The sequence below is a fragment of the Seonamhaeicola aphaedonensis genome (assembly GCF_003386195.1).
Taxonomy (GTDB): domain Bacteria; phylum Bacteroidota; class Bacteroidia; order Flavobacteriales; family Flavobacteriaceae; genus Seonamhaeicola; species Seonamhaeicola aphaedonensis.
The window spans coordinates 288168-306422 of sequence record NZ_QRDX01000003.1; the positions used below are offsets into that span (position 1 = coordinate 288168).

17 protein-coding genes and 1 pseudogene are annotated in these 18255 nt (G+C 31.2%); 5 read left to right on the top strand and 13 right to left on the bottom strand.

Features of this window, described 5'->3' with window-relative positions; all coding sequences use genetic code 11:
* The first annotated feature begins 39 nt into the window (after positions 1-39).
* Positions 40-699 carry a uracil phosphoribosyltransferase gene (gene upp / locus DFQ02_RS07040; RefSeq protein ID WP_116040290.1) on the top strand — a complete coding sequence of 220 codons (660 nt, stop codon included), beginning with the start codon at positions 40-42 and terminating at the stop codon, positions 697-699.
* On the opposite strand, the gene DFQ02_RS07045 is transcribed toward upp, so the two are convergent.
* Positions 670-1611, bottom strand: coding sequence for a DUF6427 family protein (locus tag DFQ02_RS07045; protein WP_116040291.1), 942 nt, complete (start codon positions 1609-1611; stop codon positions 670-672). The two genes, upp and DFQ02_RS07045, sit on opposite strands and share 30 nt — an antisense overlap.
* Before the next feature lie 160 nt (positions 1612-1771).
* On the opposite strand from DFQ02_RS07045, the gene DFQ02_RS07050 reads away from it, so the two are divergent.
* On the top strand, positions 1772-1999 hold the full coding sequence (locus tag DFQ02_RS07050) for a DUF6341 family protein (RefSeq protein WP_116040292.1): 228 nt from the start codon (positions 1772-1774) through the stop codon (positions 1997-1999).
* Here DFQ02_RS07050 and purD read toward each other — a convergent pair.
* Positions 1994-3265: a phosphoribosylamine--glycine ligase gene (purD, locus tag DFQ02_RS07055; protein ID WP_116040293.1), complete on the bottom strand. Its 1272-nt coding sequence runs from the start codon at positions 3263-3265 to the stop codon at positions 1994-1996. The genes DFQ02_RS07050 and purD overlap by 6 nt on opposite strands.
* A 148-nt stretch (positions 3266-3413) precedes the next feature.
* Between purD and DFQ02_RS07060 the strand changes: the two genes are divergently transcribed.
* The 3 genes from DFQ02_RS07060 to DFQ02_RS07070 are packed head-to-tail and all read left to right on the top strand — an operon-like array spanning position 3414 to position 6988.
* The gene (locus DFQ02_RS07060; protein ID WP_116040294.1) at positions 3414-4727 is read left to right on the top strand and encodes a phenylacetate--CoA ligase family protein; all 1314 of its coding nucleotides are present in this window, start codon (positions 3414-3416) and stop codon (positions 4725-4727) included.
* Between the two features lie 6 nt (positions 4728-4733).
* On the top strand, positions 4734-5828 hold the full coding sequence (wecB, locus tag DFQ02_RS07065; RefSeq protein WP_116040295.1) for a non-hydrolyzing UDP-N-acetylglucosamine 2-epimerase: 1095 nt from the start codon (positions 4734-4736) through the stop codon (positions 5826-5828).
* Entirely contained in the window at positions 5828-6988 is a 1161-nt protein-coding gene (locus DFQ02_RS07070; RefSeq protein WP_116040296.1) for a glycosyltransferase family 4 protein, read from the top strand. Before wecB ends, DFQ02_RS07070 begins: the two co-directional genes overlap by 1 nt.
* On the opposite strand, the gene DFQ02_RS07075 is transcribed toward DFQ02_RS07070, so the two are convergent.
* The 11 genes and pseudogenes from DFQ02_RS07075 to DFQ02_RS15435 all read right to left on the bottom strand — a co-directional run.
* Positions 6985-8340 (bottom strand): undecaprenyl-phosphate glucose phosphotransferase, encoded by a 1356-nt coding sequence (locus DFQ02_RS07075; RefSeq protein ID WP_116040297.1) that lies wholly within the window; start codon positions 8338-8340, stop codon positions 6985-6987. The two genes, DFQ02_RS07070 and DFQ02_RS07075, sit on opposite strands and share 4 nt — an antisense overlap.
* 2 nt (positions 8341-8342) lie before the next feature.
* Positions 8343-9329 carry a UDP-glucuronic acid decarboxylase family protein gene (locus DFQ02_RS07080; RefSeq protein ID WP_116040298.1) on the bottom strand — a complete coding sequence of 329 codons (987 nt, stop codon included), beginning with the start codon at positions 9327-9329 and terminating at the stop codon, positions 8343-8345.
* A gap of 10 nt (positions 9330-9339) precedes the next feature.
* Positions 9340-10497: an ATP-binding protein gene (locus DFQ02_RS07085; protein WP_116040299.1), complete on the bottom strand. Its 1158-nt coding sequence runs from the start codon at positions 10495-10497 to the stop codon at positions 9340-9342.
* A gap of 192 nt (positions 10498-10689) precedes the next feature.
* Positions 10690-12090 carry a UDP-glucose 6-dehydrogenase gene (locus DFQ02_RS07090; RefSeq protein ID WP_116040300.1) on the bottom strand — a complete coding sequence of 467 codons (1401 nt, stop codon included), beginning with the start codon at positions 12088-12090 and terminating at the stop codon, positions 10690-10692.
* Entirely contained in the window at positions 12080-13348 is a 1269-nt protein-coding gene (locus DFQ02_RS07095) for an O-antigen ligase family protein (protein WP_181896371.1), read from the bottom strand. Before DFQ02_RS07095 ends, DFQ02_RS07090 begins: the two co-directional genes overlap by 11 nt.
* Before the next feature lie 9 nt (positions 13349-13357).
* On the bottom strand, positions 13358-14071 hold the full coding sequence (locus DFQ02_RS07100) for a WecB/TagA/CpsF family glycosyltransferase (RefSeq protein ID WP_116040302.1): 714 nt from the start codon (positions 14069-14071) through the stop codon (positions 13358-13360).
* A 111-nt stretch (positions 14072-14182) separates the two neighbouring features.
* Positions 14183-15127 (bottom strand): glycosyltransferase, encoded by a 945-nt coding sequence (locus tag DFQ02_RS07105; RefSeq protein WP_116040303.1) that lies wholly within the window; start codon positions 15125-15127, stop codon positions 14183-14185.
* Entirely contained in the window at positions 15127-15969 is an 843-nt protein-coding gene (locus tag DFQ02_RS07110; protein ID WP_116040304.1) for a glycosyltransferase family 2 protein, read from the bottom strand. The genes DFQ02_RS07105 and DFQ02_RS07110 overlap by 1 nt, the downstream gene beginning before the upstream one ends.
* 7 nt (positions 15970-15976) lie before the next feature.
* Complete coding sequence (locus DFQ02_RS07115; RefSeq protein WP_116040305.1) at positions 15977-17278, bottom strand: EpsG family protein; 1302 nt, start codon at positions 17276-17278, stop codon at positions 15977-15979.
* Positions 17279-17300: 22 nt separating this feature from the next.
* The gene (locus tag DFQ02_RS07120; RefSeq protein ID WP_220340233.1) at positions 17301-17855 is read right to left on the bottom strand and encodes an acyltransferase; all 555 of its coding nucleotides are present in this window, start codon (positions 17853-17855) and stop codon (positions 17301-17303) included.
* A 196-nt stretch (positions 17856-18051) separates the two neighbouring features.
* Positions 18052-18226: pseudogene (locus DFQ02_RS15435) on the bottom strand (DapH/DapD/GlmU-related protein); the annotation flags it as partial.
* Positions 18227-18255: the final 29 nt, after the last annotated feature.

An 18255-nucleotide genomic window follows, 5' to 3' on the forward strand; every position in this document is an offset into this window, starting at 1 on the left:
AATTTAATAACTTTACTTGAGAAACAAGACTCACTTTTTATGCAAGTTCACAACATTTCTAAGCAAAATTCGGTACTTAATACCTTCCTTTCTGAAATTAGAGATAAGAGTATTCAAACAGATGCCATGCGTTTTAGAAGAAATATAGAACGTATAGGTGAAATTCTAGGTTATGAGTTGAGTAAATCTTTGCAATATAAAACCTCTACTATAGAAACTCCTTTGGGTAATTGTAATATTGATTTATTAGAAAATGATATTGTTTTATGTTCTGTTTTGAGAGCGGGAGTCCCTTTTCATAATGGCTTACTAAACTATTTTGACAAAAGTGAAAATGCTTTTATTTCAGCCTACAGACACCACAAGGAAAGCCCAGAAAGTTTTGAGATTATTGTTGAGTATTTATCTTGTCCAAATCTGGAAAGTAAAACACTCATTCTGGCTGATCCTATGTTAGCCACAGGACAATCTATGACTGCAACGTATAAAGCGCTTAAACCTTTTGGAAAACCCCGTGAAATTCATTTGGTGAGTGTTATTGGCTCAAATGATGGGGTTGCATTTGTTAAAAGTCAGTTTAACAATAATACCCATTTATGGATTGCAGCTATTGATGAAACATTAAATAGTAAAGGGTATATTGTTCCTGGGCTAGGTGATGCTGGAGATTTAGCTTTTGGTGAAAAATTGCAACACTAGAAGCACTAATGGCAATACTACTAAAACAAATAAAAAGATTTCTTTAAACCATTTTTCTTTAATGGTTTCAATATAATTGGTTATTATTATTGATAAAGGTGCGAATAAAAACAAAAACTCACTACCGTTTTTATCTGGTGCTTGAAACACAATAAAAAAAGAAATCACTCCAGCTAAGATTATGATTTTAAAGGATGCTCTATAAGCCTTTTTCTGCTTTTTAATATTTTGTAAATAAAACACCGAAGACCATGCTCCAAAAGACAATAAGGTGGTTATAGCAACTATGTAAATAATAGAATTGTAACTACTAAAATCATAACTTGATATTGGTGAAATATTTAGTACTTCAAAAAAACTATTATAACAAACTACTGAAACCCCCATAGAAATAATAATAACTGTGACTACTCCTACAAACGGAATGATCCAATGTCTTATATTATTATCTGCATAAAATGCCAACGCAAGAAGAATCAATAAAAAAAATAAAATGGCCCAAAAGTAAAACAACGATGCTATGGAAATCCAAATAGCTGCATCAAAAAGTTTTCCTTTTTCATTTCTTTGTGAACGCAGGCTCATAATTCTTCTTAATCCTAAAATCATAAAAAAATTAGCAAAAAGAATATTCGCATTAAGTGTTGTACTAGGTATTAATAATAAGAATAAGCTAAATAATAATATTTCATAGTTGTTCAACTTGGTTAAACTATTCTTACTAACAATAAAATTTAGGAGAAGTATTGTGAAATAACAGATAAAAAGTAATCCCAGTTGTTTAGTAATGTAAAATAACGATAGTGTTTCTTTTATCAGTTCAATTCTAGCTACTATAAATGCTAAAAACATGATAAAAAAAACAATAATGAAATTTACTGGCTTAGATTTACTAAAAATACTTGTTATCATTAACTGTTTTTGTATTTTTGCCTCGTAAATATACTAATCATGAAACGAATATGAATTTTCATTGTTCAAAATTCATAAAATAGAATGATTAAAATTTGTATTAGTTACTGAATGTATTCAAATTTTTTGAAACGTTCAAAAATCAAAAAATTTTAAACAGATGAAAGACTTCTTTTACGCAATACAAGATTTATTTGTTAATGTTCTATTTGCTCCTTTTGATGCATTAAGAGCACTAGAATTAGACAACTGGTGGGGTGCCAACACGATATCTTGGATTTTTCTCATTATATTATGTGTTGCTATTGTTTACTGGATGAAGCAACTAAAAATATTTAACGACAATAACGAAGAAGATAAAACGGTTTCTTCGCATTCCTTTTTATAGGTCGAAACCAATATCTTTACGATAATACATCTTATCAAAATGTAGTTTTTCTATGCTTTGGTAAGATTTTTTTATGGCCTCTTGGTAAGTTTCACCATAAGACGTTATTGAGATAACACGTCCGCCCGAGGTCACAACCTTACCATCTTTCAATTGAGCACCCGCATGGAATGGAATGGACTCTTTAATAGTTTCAATTCCAGTTATTTCCTTTCCTTTTTCATAAGCTTCAGGATACCCTCCTGACACTACCATGATGGTTGTTGCTGCGCGATTATCAATTTCAATATCAATGGTGTCTAAGGTTCCTGTTGCCATTGCTTGAAGTACCTCAACCAAATCATTTTTAAGTCTTGGAAATACCACCTCAGTTTCAGGGTCTCCCATTCTTACATTGTACTCTATCACTTTAGGGTCATCCCCAACTTTGATTAGTCCAATAAATACAAATCCAACATAAGGTAATTTGTCTTTTTTAAAACCTTCAATTGTTGGCTTTACAACGCGCTCTTCAATTTTACTTAAAAACTCATTGGTAGCAAATGGAACCGGTGACACCGCGCCCATACCTCCAGTATTTAAACCCGTATCTCCTTCACCAATACGTTTGTAATCTTTAGCGGTTGGTAGTATTTTGTAGTTACTCCCATCGGTTAAAACAAAACAACTCAACTCAATTCCATCTAAAAACTCTTCAATAACCACTTTAGTACTTGCTTCACCAAATTTGGCACCTACCAGCATACTCTTTAATTCAGCTTTGGCTTCGTCTAAATTATTTAAAATAACAACCCCTTTCCCTGCTGCTAACCCATCGGCCTTCAGAACGTAAGGTGGATTTAAAGTTTCTAAAAAGGCGTAACCTTGTTCAACTGTTTCCTTTGTAAAGCTTTCATAAGCAGCCGTTGGTATATTATGTCGACTCATAAACTCCTTAGCAAACTCTTTACTCCCTTCTAATTCAGCTGCTTTTTTCTGTGGTCCTATAACAGGAACATGCTTAATTGCTTCATCATTCAAGAAGAAATCATGAACACCATTAACTAGCGGGTCTTCTGGCCCTACAACTACCAGTTCTATTTGCTTATCTAAAACTAATTTTTTGATAGCTTCAAAATCGTTTACACCTATATTAACATTAGTAGCAACTTCGGCTGTTCCAGAATTACCAGGAGCCACATATAACGCATTACATAATGGACTTTGAGCAATTTTCCAAGCAAATGTATGTTCTCTTCCTCCAGAGCCTAAAACTAAGATATTCATGGTATTTATTTTTGGTTTCCCGTATTCAAGGGAATGACAAATTATTGATTTTTAATGCAAGCATCAAAAGTTTTTATTAGAGTGCAAAAATAGAATTAATGGCTCTAATACACGAATATTTTTTATTTACTTTACAAATATTTGTTTTATGGTAAACTTATTCGATTTTTCATTTAAACTTAAAGGCTTTCCTTTAAAAAAAGCAAAACAACGATTAATTGATATTCAAAATATTGATGAAAACGACTATTTAACTTATTTAGAAAAGCAGAAAAGGGAAATTGTTTCGTATCATTTAAATCATAATAGATTCTATAAGACATTTGCTAAAGATGTTAATCCTGAGGATTGGAATAGTATTCCAGTAATGACTAAGGCAGAATTACAACACCCATTGGAGTCTCTTTTTTCAGAGAGGTTTTCAAAAAAAAATGTTTACATCGATAAAACATCTGGGGCTTCAGGGCATCCCTTTATTTTTTCAAAAGATAAGTTTTGTCATGCCCTAACATGGGCTGTTATACAAGATAGGTTTGGTTGGCACAGTATCAATTTCAACACCTCAAAACAAGCACGTTTTTATGGCATCCCATTAGATAAAAAAGGGTTTCTAAAAGAACAACTTAAAGATTTTGTTGGTAATAGAATACGGTTTAATGTTTTTGACCTTAGTGATAAAGCTTTAGAGGGTTGGTTAAAAACTTTTAAGTCTAATAGGTTTGACTACATGAATGGCTACACTAGCTCTATTGTTCAATTTGCTAAATTCTTAGCAAAACAAAACATAGTACTTAATACCATTTGTCCTTCGTTAAAAGTATGTATGGTCACTTCTGAAATGCTTTTTGATGAAGATAGGTTACTTATGGAAAAACAATTTGGAGTCCCCATAATAAATGAATATGGTGCATCAGAACTGGACTTAATAGCTTTTGAAAACCAGAGTAATGAATGGATAGTTAATAGCGAAACACTTTTTGTAGAAATACTAGATAAAAACAACGATATCTTACCTTTAGGAGAAGAAGGCAGACTGGTTATTACATCATTATATAATAAATCGCAACCTTTTATTCGATATGATATTGGGGATACCGGTGTGCTTTCAAAAGCAAGTACTATTAAAAAACCTATTCTTGAAAAGTTAATTGGCAGGACTAATGATATAGCTATGCTTCCTGGTGGGAAAAAAGCACCTGGACTAACGTTTTACTATGTAACAAAAAGCATTATTGAAGAAGCAACTCATGTAAAAGAGTTTATAATAGAACAACATAAAAAAGACACCTTTAAAGTTTTATATGTTAGCCCTGAAAATTTATCCAAAAGTCAAATAAATAATATGACTGCCGAAATGGAAAAATACCTTGAAAAAGGTTTGAACATAAGATTTGAAAGACAGGAGCAATTAGTTCGGTCTAAAAGTGGTAAATTAAAACAGTTTTCGTCCTACTTAAATTAAATTTATATGACCATTACTATTGTTGCTGGTGCACGCCCTAACTTTATGAAAATTGCTCCTATTATTAGCGCTATCCAAAACAAGAAATCTTTGGGTATTAACATTAATTTTAGGTTGGTTCATACCGGACAACATTACGACAAAAATTTAAGCGATACCTTTTTTGACGAATTGAACATCCCTATACCCGATGTTAATTTAGATGTTAAAAGCGGTACTCAAGCAGAACAAACTGCCGCTATTATGATAGATTTTGAAAAAGAACTCAAAAATAATCCATGTGATTTGGTAATGGTAGTAGGTGATGTTACCTCAACTATGGCTTGCACTATTGTAGCTAAAAAGGCCGGTATTAAAGTAGCCCATATTGAAGCGGGTATTCGCTCTGGAGATATCAATATGCCTGAAGAAATTAACAGAATAGTCACTGATAGTTTAACCGATTATTTTTTTACAACTTCAGAGTATGCCAATAGAAACTTAAAACAGCTTGGTGTACCTGAGAACAATATTTTTTTTGTAGGCAATGTTATGATAGACACCTTACTGAAAAATAAATCTCGATTCAAAAAACCTGAAATTTGGGATACTCTAAAACTTGAAGAAAAAAAGTATTTGGTTATAACATTACATAGACCTAGTAATGTAGATGAACAGAATCAGTTAAGAAGTTTGATTTCTCAAGTAGTAGATCTTGCAAAAAATTTACCTGTTATTTTTCCGGTTCATCCAAGAACCCAAAAAATACTAAACGGTTTAAATCTAAAGTTTAAAAATCTTCACCTTATAAATCCTTTAGGATATTTAGAATTTAATTATCTCGTCAAAAACAGCTTTGGGGTCTTGACAGATTCTGGAGGTATTACTGAAGAGACCACCGTGATGAATATTCCATGTATTACATTAAGAGATTCTACCGAACGACCTGAAACTTGTGAAATAGGAACTAACGTATTAGTAGGGAATGATTCAGAAAAACTGTCTTTAGCTTTTAATAGATTACTTTCTGAGAATTGGAAAAAAGGAGGAACTCCGGAATTATGGGATGGTAAAGCTGCAGAACGCATTGTTAATGATCTTATTGAGATTTATCAATTATAATGAGAGACCTTTTAATTATAACAAATTATTATCCTCCAGAGACTGGTGCAGCCGCCAATAGAATTTTTCATTTAGCTGATGGTTTTCAAAAAAGACATTTCAACGTATCAGTCTTAACACCACTCCCCAACTACCCAAAGGGAAAAGTTTTTAAAGGCTACAGAGGAACGTTTAAAACATTTTCGGTTGAAAATGAAATAAAGTTACATAGGTTGTGGATTTATGCTTGTAATTCAAAAAACAAAGTTCTTAGGTTATTGTCAATGGTTTCTTATAGCATAAGTCTCATTTTGTTTTTTTGTTTCAATAAAGTTCCTAAAACGGTTATCATTCAATCACCTCCTCTTTTGGTGGCATTCACCTCAATCTTTTTTTTAAGATCTAAAAGCAGAAAACTTATTTTAAACGTAAGCGATTTATGGCCTATTGCCGGTCTAGAACTCGGGGCTTTCAAAAAAAATTTCGGCTATACATTACTTGAAAAAATAGAGCGTTTCAATTATAAAAATGCTGATTTAGTTTTAGGCCAAAGTCATGAGATTCTTGATCATATTAAGTCTTTATTTCCAGAAAAAGAGACTTTTTTATATAGAAATTATCCTAAAATTCACAGTCCTAAGGTTAGCTTAACACCTAATCCAACAAATAAAATAAAATTAGTTTACGCTGGTTTGTTAGGCGTGGCTCAAGGTATATACAAATTATGTCATGAATTGGATTATTCTAATTTAGAATTTCACATTTATGGAGATGGAGCAGAACGTTCTCAGATTGAAGGGTTCATTAAACATAATGATAAACTCCCTTTACATTATCATGGAGAAATTTCTAGAAGTAAGCTACATAAAGTACTCCTTGAATATGATGTAACAATCATTCCTTTGCTAAAAAGGATCTATGGTTCCGTTCCTTCTAAAATTTTTGAATACTCAAAATTAGGTATTCCTACAGTTTACTTTGGTGGTGGAGAAGGTGAAACTATAATAAAAGAAAATAATTTAGGGTGGATAGCTCAAGCCGGGAATTATACTGACCTAAATAATGTGATTTCAAACATTAACATTTCAGAATTAAGTATTATTCGGAATTCGATTAAAAAGGCGGCCGATAGAAATTTTGATTTCGATTTACAGTTTGACAGGTTGATTAAAACCATCTAATAGGCTTTCTCTTCTCCTTTTACGGCATTTAAAAGTGTTTGGATTATAACTTTTAAATCTAGTAATATAGACCAGTTCTCTACATAAAAAATATCATATTTTACCCTATTAATAATATCCTTATCCTTCTCAATTTCTCCTCGGTATCCACTTACTTGAGCTAAACCTGTAATACCAGGTTTCACAAAATGTCTTACCATAAATTTATCAACACTCTGTGCATACTTATTGGTGTGGGTCACCATATGCGGTCTGGGACCAACAACGGACATATTTCCAAAGAGAACATTAAAAAATTGAGGCAATTCGTCTATACTGGTCTTACGAATAAAAGATCCTATTTTGGTTATTCTTGCATCTCCTTTAGTTGCTTGATGCAAATGGGCGTTTTTGTTTGGCGTCATGGATCTAAACTTATAACAATCAAACTCTTCATAATTAAAACCATTTCTAGATTGTTTAAAAAACACAGGCCCCTTGGATTCTAACTTGATTAAAATGGCCAAAATAGGTGTTAACCAAGATAGAATAAAAACAATAACAAAAGACGATAACAATATATCAAACGAACGCTTTACAAACTTATTAATAGGCTCTTGCAGGGGTATGTTACGTAATGAAAGTATGGGGATATATTCATAATACTGATATTTTAACTTTTTAGAAAAAATATCCTTATTATCAGGAATAAACTTCAACTCTCTTAAATTATTATCAGCAAAATCTATTAAATTATTAATTTGTTTGTTAGACAATTCAGCAACTGAAAAATATATTTCATCTATATCATTTTCAATAATATATCCATAGCAAGCCTCTAAAGAAAAATTCCTGTCCTTAACATCAAACTTAGACTTGAAAACATAACCAAAATCAGATCTTCTGTCAAAAGTTTTTATGAGTTGCCTTGTGTTTTTATTATCCCCTATAACTATAATATTTCTTAGGTTTCCTCCTAAAATACTTCTATACCTATTCAAAAAAAAATAAACTAAAAATTTAAAAAAAGTTAAAAGCGTAAAAACAGTGAGGATATAATTACCCATATTAAGCCTACTTATATTAGGCTGCTTAAAAAACCCAATATAGGCATATGTAATTACAGAAAATAAGATTATTTGCTTTAGCAAAAGTGCCACAACCTGAATTATTCTTGTAAATCTGTGAACTTCATAAAACTTATTATAGAAAGATAACACAAACCATAAAACAGAAATATAAATATGGAAAGGAGCTGCGTTGATTAGGTTTATTTCAAACAGATATACAACACTATTTATGATAGCCAAATCTGCTAAATAAGATATGGGTTTAATATACCCCGAATACCTGCCTTTTTTAAATTTGCTCAAACCTACTTTTTTATGTGACTTTCAAAATTTTTGTGCTCACTTTTATAGAGCTCCTCTTTGCTTAAAGTTTTGAAATATTCAAACGTAATTTTCAAACCTTTATCACGATTTACTTTAGGCTTCCAATTTAATATTTTTTTAGCTAATGTAATATCTGGTTGCCTTTGCATAGGGTCATCTATTGGTAGTCCTTTATAAACAACATTTTGCTTTGTACCTGTTAATTTAATTATTTCTTTAGCAAAATCTCTAATACTAATTTCGTGTGGATTCCCTATATTAATAGGGTAGACATAATCACTCATCAAAAGTCTATATATACCCTCTACTTGATCGTCTACATAACAAAACGAACGTGTTTGTTTTCCATCTCCAAAAACAGTTAGGTCTTCTCCTCTTAAAGCTTGTCCCATAAATGCAGGAATTACTCTACCATCGTTTAATCGCATTCTTGGGCCATACGTGTTAAATATCCTAACAATTCTCGTTTCTAATCCATGGAATCTATGATAAGCCATAGTAATAGCTTCCTGAAACCGTTTAGCTTCATCATAAACGCCTCTTGGACCAATTGCATTCACATTGCCATAATAATCTTCCGATTGAGGGTGAATCAATGGGTCGCCATAAACTTCAGAAGTAGAAGCAATAAGTATTCTTGCTTTTTTTACCTTAGCCAAACCCAATAAGTTATGAGTGCCTAAAGCCCCTACTTTCAACGTTTGAATGGGGATTTTTAAATAATCTATAGGACTGGCAGGAGACGCAAAATGAAGGATGTATTCTAAATCTCCATCTATTTTAACAAATTCTGTGACGTCATGTTCAACAAACTGAAAATTTGGATTGTCAAACAAGTGACTAATGTTCTTTTTATCGCCAGTAATGTAATTGTCCATTCCAATAACATAAAAGCCTTCTGTAATAAACCTATCACACAAATGCGACCCCAAAAATCCAGCAGCTCCTGTTATTAAAACACGTTTCAATAGACTTATTTTAGTTATCGGTATTTTGAGCTAACAAATTTAAAGGAATAACTTCAAAACCATGGCTTCTTTTTTGATAATCTTCTCCCCCATAGATTACTTTACCTCCTTTAAAACCTGTCATTTTATTCCAATATTTTAATCCTTTAAAATAATCTTGGGTAATTGTCTTTCCCGATTTAATTTCAATTGGCGTAAACACATCAAAATTATCTACTACGATATCTATTTCATTGCCTTTACTATCTCTCCAAAAATATAAATTGTTTGATTCCCCTTTGTTCAAGCGTTGTTTTAACAGTTCTACTACAACCATGTTTTCGAACAAACTTCCTTTAAAAGGGTGTAGCTCCAATTGATTAGCATTTTGAACGCCCAAGAGCGCACAAGCTAAACCAACGTCATAAAAATACAACTTAGGCATTTTAACAACTCGTTTATTAAAGTTATGATGATGGGGAGATAACCTAAACAAAATGAAACTTGCTTCCAGTATACCTATCCAAGACTCTATGGTCTTACTATCGACACCCACCTCAATCGCCAAGGCACTTTTATTTAATAGCTGACCAACCCTTCCTGCACATAATTTCATGAATCTTTCAAAAACAACTAAATTTTCGATGTTCTTTAATTGTCTAACATCTCTCTCAATGTAAGTTCTGATATAGTTTGAAAACCATTTTTGAATTTCAAATGGTTTATCATATAGTGGTGGATAAAATCCTTTAAATAATTTTTCATGTATAGATTTAGGGGCTACCTCCTTTATTTCTGATAAAGTGAATGGCAATAAGTTTAAATAACCAACCCTTCCCGCTAAACTTTGGGAAATGCTTTGTTGTAACAAAAAGTTATTTGAGCCTGTTAAAATGAATTGGGACACTTCTACATTATCATCTAATACCTGTTGCAAATATGAAAACAGTTCTGGTGTACGCTGTACTTCATCTAATATAGCACCATCTGGAAATTGATCCAAAAAGCCTCTTGGATCTTCTAAAGCAAAGCTTCTCGTATCTGGATTTTCCAAACTAACATAAGACTTTGTTGAAAAAACCGTTTTTACTAATGTTGTCTTGCCTGATTGCCTTGGGCCAACAACGGCTATCGCCTTATACTGCCTAGATAAATTTAATAGTTCTTGCTGTGCTTCTCTTAAAACCATGTGTAAAGATATTAAAAATAAACACAATTTCGGAATTGCATTCCGAAATTGTGTTTATAATGTATTATACACCTTAATTATTTATAACAAGAAAAGTCTCTCATTCAAAAGAAGTGCAGCGAATGAAGATCTCTTCCTGCCTATAAAATCTTAGTCTTTGAGATGCTTCGTTGCACTCTGCATGACAATAGGCTATTTGGAACCTTTTCCAATAGTATAACAAGTAAATCCAATGGCTTCAAGGGACTCCGTATCTAAAATACCCCGACCATCAAATACAAAAGCTGGCTTATTCATAGACTCATATATTTGCTCCCAATCATAAGTAGTAAATTCGTCCCATTCAGTTAAAACAGCAATGGCATGCGCATCTTTACAAGCCTCATAAGGATCTTTGCCTACGGTTAGTAGTTCTCGGTTTTCCTCTTCGGAACGAGAATTTAAATATTCTAAATCTCCATAAATCCGCTCTTCGGTTACTTTAGGATCGTAGACGGTTAAATGTGCTAGTTCATTTAACAAATTATCGGCCACCTTGATTGCCGCTGATTCTCTGCTATCATTAGTGTCTTTTTTAAACGCCCATCCTAAAAATGTAATTTTTTTACCAGAAACGGTATTGTATAATGTACTGACTATTTTATCAGAAAATCTGTTTTTTTGATGTTCATTAATTAAGATGACTTGTTCCCAATAATCGGCAACTTCATTTAAACCATAACTCTTCGCTATATAAACAAGGTTTAAAATATCCTTTTGAAAACATGACCCCCCAAAACCAACAGAAGTTTTTAGAAATTTTGAGCCAATTCTACTATCCATGCCAATGGCCTTTGCCACTTCATTCACATCGGCACCTGATTGTTCACAGATGGCCGACATGGCATTGATAGAGGACACCCGTTGTGCCAAAAACGCATTGGCGGTAAGTTTCGATAATTCAGACGACCACACATTAGTGGTTAGAATACGATCCTGAGGCACCCAATGTGCATAGATATCCACTAGAGCCTGAATGGCTCCTTGGCCTTCTTTTGTGGTGTCTCCACCAATCAATACCCGGTCTGGATTCAATAAATCTTGTACCGCTGTCCCCTCGGCTAAAAACTCGGGATTCGATAAGATTTGAAACTGCACCCCATTACCTGTATTGTTTAAAATGTTTTTTATGGCTTCTGCTGTTCGTACAGGAAGAGTCGACTTTTCAACAACAATTTTATCTTGCTTAGCAACCTTAGCTATTTGCCTGGCGCAAAGCTCAATATATTTTAAATCGGCCGCCATCCCTTTGCCTTTCCCATAGGTTTTGGTAGGGGTATTTACCGAAATAAAAATCATATCGGCTTGGTCGATGGCTTGTTCAATAGCTGTTGAAAAGAATAGGTTTCTACCCCGGGCTTCTTTAACTACTTCATCAAGACCTGGCTCAAAAACGGGTAATTGAGTTAAGTCTTTAGCATTCCAGGAGGCAACTCTCGAGGCATTAACATCAACAACGGTAACTTTTATATGTGGACATTTTTGTGCAATGACGGCCATTGTTGGTCCTCCAACGTAACCGGCACCGATGCAGCAAATAGATTTAATTTTCATATTTTTTATTAATTGATTGTGATATAATTAAACAGTAGAAAAAACTAAAAAAAGAAATTCCAGAATATCTTTCGAACATTGACTCAAACAAGAGGTTAACTCCTATGATTAAAATAAAACTAATAATAATCTCCTTAAGTTTATTATTTTTTCTACAAACTTCTATCAATGCATGAAACATTAATAAAAAAGGAATAAATCCAATTATTCCTACATCCAACAGAATTTGAAAATATTGGTTATGGGCATGGTACTTTTCTTTTCTATCATACCATTGTCGTTTAACTGCAAAAACCTCATACAATCTATTATGAGATCCCCCTGCCCCAATTCCTATAATTGGATTTTTTTGAATTAAATCAATTGCTGAACTCCATAACATAACTCTAAAATTCTTTCTATTAGGATCATTATTTTTTATTTGCTTAAAATCTCTAACTTTAATCTCGTCTTTAGTTTCAAAAATTGATTTTCTAAAACTCTCAAACCTTGGGTTCTTTATAAACAAAGTAGTCCCCGTGACTATTAGAAGAAGCCCTCCAAGCAAAGCAATTTTTTTATTTTTAATAATTTTAAATAAATAAACCAATAATATTGATATTAAAACTAAAATTGCAGCCTTGTTTAAAGTTTGAAGAACACCTAAACTCAAAAATGCAATAAATAAATATCTAATTAAAATATTTTTAAAGACCGTTTTTTCATAGAGTAATACAGCTATCGCCAATGACAAATACATTGCAAAATAAACTGTTTGGTGAATTATAGAAAATGGATAGCTAAAAAAATAATTTTTATCATTACTTAATGATTTATTAAAACTAATGCTTTTATCCATTCTAGAATCAAAAACAAAATTTTCAAAATTAATTGAATGAAAAAAAGCTGATAACTCACAATAGCAGAGAGCTAGAATGCAACCTAAAACAAACCACTTTAAGATATTCCTAAAACAAAATATAGCGTTTTCATTCAGGATAAAAATTACAGGAAATGCCAACAACGAAGCTTTTTGTTCAATTATCCCTAATTGCAATTCACTTGAATAAAAAAGAGAACCACAATAAAATAAATAAAGTATAACGGGATACAAAAGCCCCTTTTCAGCATCAATATGCTCTTTTTTTAAAAACAAAATTGATATAATAACTAATAGAACAATATTGATAGTTGAAACTTTTTGACTAATAGGCAGAAAAAAAGCAAAAGAAATTAATAATCCCTGCTTTATTTTATTTAATGTGAAAATATTATCCATTAAATACATTTAGTGGGTTATTCGTTTTTTTAAAACGTAAAAAATAAATTTTGTGTTATTAATTAAATATCTTCTCCATAGTCGTTTTGGTTCTCGTACTAACCTATAAAACCACTCTAAATTTAAATTTATCATCCATTGAGGGGCTCTTTTTACAGTGCCCGCATAAAAATCGAAAACTGCACCTATTGAAACCACAAAGCTAACATCAATTTCATCAATGTTAGAGTCTACCCATTTCTCCTGTTTTGGTGCCGTCATTCCGATAAATAAAATATCTGGTGAAAAATTTGTGATTCTTTCCCTTAATATAATGTTGTCTTTTTCAGAAAACTCACTTTTATATTCTGGGCTAAAAGAACCCACAATAACCGCTGGGTATTCTTTAGAAATTCTTTTTTTAATTTTATCTAGAGTACTATTACTTGCTCCTAAATAAAATACTTTTAAATTATTTTTATTGGCTAGTTTTACTAGATGCTCATGCATGTCTGCGCCAGTAATCCTATTTAATTTTTTATTAGACAAAAACTTAATAGCCTTTACGATACCAATACCATCAGGAATTAAAATATCAGAATTTACTAACGCATTTTTAAACTTTTTATCTTTTACAGCAACACAAAATGAATGCGGGTTAATTGTATTAATTATAGTTTTAGATTTTGGAGGCCATCCTGGGTAATTATTATGTATATTATATTCAAAAAATTTAATGACCATATCTTTTGTATTAAATTGTTTTCATTTCTGCTTTTAAAATTTATTTTTTTAAATATGTAGCTATTAGCTGAACCAATAAATTATACTAATTCTATAAAAGATATTGAAAATCTATTTATTAAAAATTCTATTCTTTATTTCTTGCTTTATTTTTTCTCTTCCTACTTGAGTTTTTAATAAATTGAATCTAAAAAGCAATTTATAAGTTCTTTTAAAGTATTTTAAAAGTTTTTTATTCGAGCTTTTCTTTAATTTATAAAATGGCACAAGATTGAACTCCCTTTTTTCTCCGCTATCAAGATCGTTAACATAAGTATTTATACCTTTACAATGGGTTCCTTGAAGATCAAAGCCAATATTAACAATGAAAGACGAACTTGGAAATACCGCATAATTTTTATTAATAAAATGGTTTAAAGCCCACCGAATGTACCAGGAGTTAATAGTCCCAGATATGGCATTCTTTAGCATTCTAGCCATATCTACTCCACATTTTTTATTAAACTTTCTGAGCAGTTGAGGATCTGATTTTATCAATTCTTCTATTGATTGATAATTAAAGATATCTTCCGACCATCTATCATTCCAGGTGGCCCAACCCCAAGGAAAAGTTCTTTGATGAAAATACACACCGCTTTCGCAATTAATTTTTAAAGAATATCCATTTATCGATTGTATTCTATCATCATCAAAATAATAATTCAGAGATTGATTCATAAAATCAAGAAAATTTCGAGTAGTAACTAAGTCATCTTCTAAAACAATAACTTTATCATATTTTTGAATAATTGTATTTACACCATAAATAATTGAGTTAGCCAAACCTTTATTTTGATTAGATTCAATTATTTCAATCGACTTAAACCCTGAAATTGTTTTTAAATAATTTCTTAATTCTAATACACTCTTTTTATCATTATTATTTTTATAGCCATCTGAAAATATAAACAACTCACTTTTATTAGCTAAAAAATTATTTTTTAAAGCTTCAATTGTTCTAATTGTTTCCTGCTTTCTATTGTATGTAAACAAGCATATTGGAGCCAAATCTTCCATTAGTTTTTCTTTATCTTTTTATACATTGAAGGAAATAATACTCTGGCATATGCTTTAATAGCAAATAGAATCCATTTAGTTCCCCAAAATTTTTTTCTAAAAACAATATACTCTGGATAACTCAAACCTGTTGGAGATTTAAAAAGTTTCAATCTTTTTTTTAAAGGCACTTTAGGGTTTGCCCAATTAGGACTACAGTTAACCTCACACAATCCAATATACTGTCTGGTAGTATAGTTTTTAAATCCTGCATTTATAGCTCTAAGTCCGTAATCAAAATCACCCATAGCATGTGTATAGTCTGGCGACAAATTTCCTAAAGATTTAAAAATTTCTTTAGCAACTAAAACAGCATTTCCATTTATATATTTACATTCTTGTAACTTACCATTGGGCTTAACAGCACCTGTTTCATTCCTGCCTCCATAAGAAAAAGCTAAGTTATTCTTTGGATTTTGAAAAGCGCCTGTAACTATCCCTAGAACACCTTCATTTTTTAAACCTTCTAAATAACAATCCATCAATTCTTTAAGTGCAAATTTACGTAGAATTACATCATCGTTAAGCCATAAATAAAAATCATAATCTTCTGTCTGGCTTGCTTTGTTCCATGCCAATCTCATTCCTCCATTCCAAAACAAATTCCCTGTTCCTTTAATAACATTCACTTTTGGAAAGTTTATTTTTACAGCATCATAAGTCCCATCTGTAGAGCCATCATCAACAAGATAAACATCTAATCTATAAATTGTATCAGGAAGGTCTAATTCCTTTAAATTCTGTAAGCATTCTAAAGTTTTAACTTTCCGGTTAAAACATGCCATTATAACTGCAATTTTCATATAGCCTTTACTTCGAATGTCTTCCTTCGTAATATATTTTCCTTGTTTCTATTGTGGGTTCTGGATAGTTAATATAAGAGAAAAAAGAATTTGTCACCAATTCTGACAGTGGTGCATAAGTCCAAACACCAAATTCTAGCCTATAAGTAAAATAAACTATCATAGTTGTTGACATTAAAAGAGCTAATAAACTACGCTGCTTAAATTTTAATAGAAACAATGGTATTACAAACGGCAAATAAAAAAATAAATAAAAAAACAACCTATTGCTTAATTCAGACTGCTTTAAGTTTAAAACAATAAAAAAAGAAAGAATTATCATGGTTGAAAAGAAAAACTTAACATTTTTTTCAATCTTAACAGATTCAGTTTTTACTTCCGTTTTAGATAATGAATTCACCTCTTCCTGTCTTTCTAATTTTTTTTGAATTACCCCCTTACTGGTAAGAGCAACAATAATCATAGCTGCCATCATTATAAAATTCATAAATTGAAAATTACCTAAATCGAAATGTGTATCTCGGTTTGCCCTTTCCAATATATAATCTAAACTATCATTTACTCCTCCAACTACAAGCAATAAACCATAAGCGATAGATTGATAAAAAAATAAAGCAATTATAATTAAGGTATTTAAAATACCGTATTTTTTAAAATCTCCTAAAAACTTAAAATATATAAAAGAATATAGAAGCAATGATGATGCGTGCATTAATACACCCAACACAGCCATCCACCATCTATTTTTACCATAAAAAATGTTTTCAATCGCAAAATGGATAAATATGCAGCTAGCTATAAATTGTCTAATAAGGTGAGCAGACAAACTAAATAGCTGTGGTAAAAAAGCTCCTAGAACAAGCGCTAAAACCAGAATATAAAGCGGAAATTGAATTTTATAGTAGAATTTTTTAATCGCAAAAAAGAATAAAGAATAAGATACTAATGAGAATGTTAAAACCCAAACCTTTACACTGCCGCCAGAGATATAATACATTAAATAGTTAAACGCATAGCCCAAAGGTTCTTTTCTGATAGCTCCTAAGTACCCCATAAGAGTAAACTTTTCTGCCAACAAGTATTGTGACGAATGAAACATTAAGTCATTTTCAGGAATCTTGGTTAAATTTATAAATGATAAAAATATTGAAAGAAAAATAATCAACAAGTTAACAAGTTTATTTTCATCTAATTTAAGATTGAAAAAAAAGCAAAATAATACTGACATAACCCCAATAAATGGGTTTATTAAAAATATGGTTATGGATACCACAGCCACCTCAAAATTATTTATAGTTTTTTTTGTCATTTAAATTAATTATATCTTTATATTAGACTATTCTCCTTATAAATTTTGCTGGATTGCCCCCCCAAATTTCATTTTTTGGAATATCTTTTGTTACTACAGAACAGGCTCCTACAATTGAGTTTTCTCCAATTGTAACCCCTTTTAATATTGTAGAGTGGGCACCTATAAAAACATTATCCTCTAATATTACTGGTTTAGTTTTAGTACCCTCTATATCCATCTCTTTTATCTGTCTTTTTTGATAATTTAGACTATGAAAATCAGTATCATAAATAACTGAGTTACCACCAATTTTTACGTTATTACCAATTGTTATTTTATTATGGCACACAATTGTAGAAAAACTAATGCCAACATTAAAACCTATTTTCAATTTGCCCCTTTCCCTAACAACAAACGTGCATTTACTATATCTTCCAATAGGATTAGCAAAAACCTTATCGTTAACAGAAAATTGTTTGCCAATTACACATACTCCGCCTTTAGAAATATAGAATTTTGGTGTTCCTATAATTCTATAAGATGAAAAGTCTACATTATTTAAATATAGATTGAAATAATTATATACTTGAAACATTCTAGTAGCACAGAATTTAAGTAAAAACCTAAAAACCTTAAATAAAAAAACAAAAAATACCTTCATAATCTTTAACCCTTCATCATTTCAGACATAAACAACTTAATATCAGAAAAATAAGCCGCATTTTCTTTTAACCAAATTACATCTTTCTTCCACCATTTAAAGTTATTTAAAAAATCTATTTCGTTTTCTTCAAATCTATTCTTTATAAACTTAGCCGGAACACCTCCCACAATGCTATATGGTTTTACATTTTTTGTAACCAAAGCATTTGAAGCGATTATAGCCCCATCACCTATTTGAACTCCTTCCATAATGGATACACCGTCTCCAATCCAAACATCATTACCTATAACTACAGTATATTTTCCTTCTCTATCAATTGGCTTTTCAAACT